The sequence below is a fragment of the Microvirga tunisiensis genome, assembly GCF_009296175.1.
In the GTDB taxonomy this organism is placed as follows: Bacteria; Pseudomonadota; Alphaproteobacteria; order Rhizobiales; family Beijerinckiaceae; genus Microvirga; species Microvirga tunisiensis.
Genome location: NZ_VOSK01000714.1, coordinates 1 through 1,588 on the forward strand (window position 1 = coordinate 1; position 1,588 = coordinate 1,588).

Here is a 1,588-nt window from a genome sequence, read left to right on the forward strand (position 1 = left end):
TGTGGACGTATATGGACCCCGCCCGATTGCAACAGCCGGCTGGATCAGGATCGATGGTCACAACTGCTGACGTATATCCGGCTTCGTGATGCGGCTGGACAACGTCTTCGCCGCGAGCCTCGATGGGTTTTCGCCCGCTTCCACCTCAAAGCCCCGATGACATTGGCTAACGCCATGCCGGTCCACACATCAGGTTCTGGAAGCGACGGGGTGACCGTTTCGCCATCTCCTGCCATTTGTTGCAATTGCCGGGGTGGGACCTCCTTTCGTTAGTGGCCGCTTCGCTTCAGGCCGCCTTCACCGACAGCGCGGGCTCGTAAGCTGTGTCGCCCGAGAGCATAGCCCAGACGATCCGCGCATTCTTGTTGGCAAGCGCCACGGCCGCGACATTGGGATGCCGCCGTTGCCGCATCTTGCCGAGCCAGAGGCTTCGCGGATCCTGCTTGCCGCCAGCCCGGCTTAAAGCGGCGCGAGCGCCATGAATCATCAGTGTCCGCAGATAGCGATCGCCGCGTTTGCTGATGCCGAGCAAGCGGGCTCGCCCTCCACTGGATCGCTGCTTCGGCACCAGGCCAAGCCAGGCCGCGAATTGACGGCCGTTCTTGAAGCAGGTTCTATCGCCCACGGCGGCGATCAGGGCTGTTGCCGCCACAGGGCCGATGCCTTCGATCTTCCCCAGCCGCTGGCACGGCTCACTGGCGCGGAAGATTTCCCGTATTCGCCGATCATAGGTTGCGATGCGTCGATCAAGCTCGGCCAGTTCCGTCTGCAACTCCCTCATGAGCGAGCGAACCATCTCGCTGAGGCCGTCATTGTCGTTCCCGACGATGACGGCAAGGCCACGCCGCAGCTGCGAGATGTCACGGGCAATGACAATGCCATGCTCGGACAGAAGACCGCGAATCTGGTTGACGAGCCTGACTCTGTCGGCGACCAGACGCCGGCGAATGCGATGGACGGCTTGTACCGCCAGCTGATCGGATGATTTCCGGGGTACGAAGCGCATCGACGGCCGGCCGACCGCTTCGCAGATGGCTTCCGCATCGTTCCGGTCGTTCTTGTTCGACTTGACGTATGGCGTCACGAACTGCGGGCTGATCAGCCGCACCTGATGGCCAAGCTCGGTGAGCACGCGAGCCCAATAGTGCGCCCCGTTCGAAGCCTCCATGCCGACGAGACAGGCCGGCAAATTGGCGAAAAAGCGGACCACCGCATCGCGACGCAGCCTCTTTCGCACAACGACTTTCCCGTGGTTGTCGACGCCGTGAACCTCGAAGACATACTTCGCCAAATCCAGACCTATCCGAACAACCTGCATGACATCCTCCTTCATCGCAGTTGACGGTCGAGATTCCACCTCGCCGCGAGGGCGGGGTCCATACCATTGCCCGGCAAAGCGCAAGAAGAATCTTCTGGAGTGGTGGAGCGCGTCGGCGAGTGCTGCCATGTGTACGGCCTCATCTGCGGCCATTCACATGCCGCGGGCCCGGATGGAGTTCGCGGATCAGGTCCAATTCAAAGCGGCGCGCTCGAGGCGCGTTGTTGCACACTGGTTTTCCTGACCCCGTCTCATCGACCGTTGCGCCAT

General features: G+C 61.8%; 1 protein-coding gene. It reads right to left on the bottom strand.

Annotated elements, in window-relative coordinates:
- Positions 1-286: 286 nt before the first annotated feature.
- Positions 287-1,318 (bottom strand): IS110 family RNA-guided transposase, encoded by a 1,032-nt coding sequence (locus FS320_RS43085; protein WP_152718612.1) that lies wholly within the window; start codon positions 1,316-1,318, stop codon positions 287-289.
- Between the last annotated feature and the right edge of the window lie 270 nt (positions 1,319-1,588).

Excerpts from the sequence above, each read along its gene's own strand:
- FS320_RS43085 (WP_152718612.1), bottom strand. The coding sequence starts at position 1,318 with ATGCAGGTTGTTCGGATAGGTCTGGATTTGGCGAAGTATGTCTTCGAG.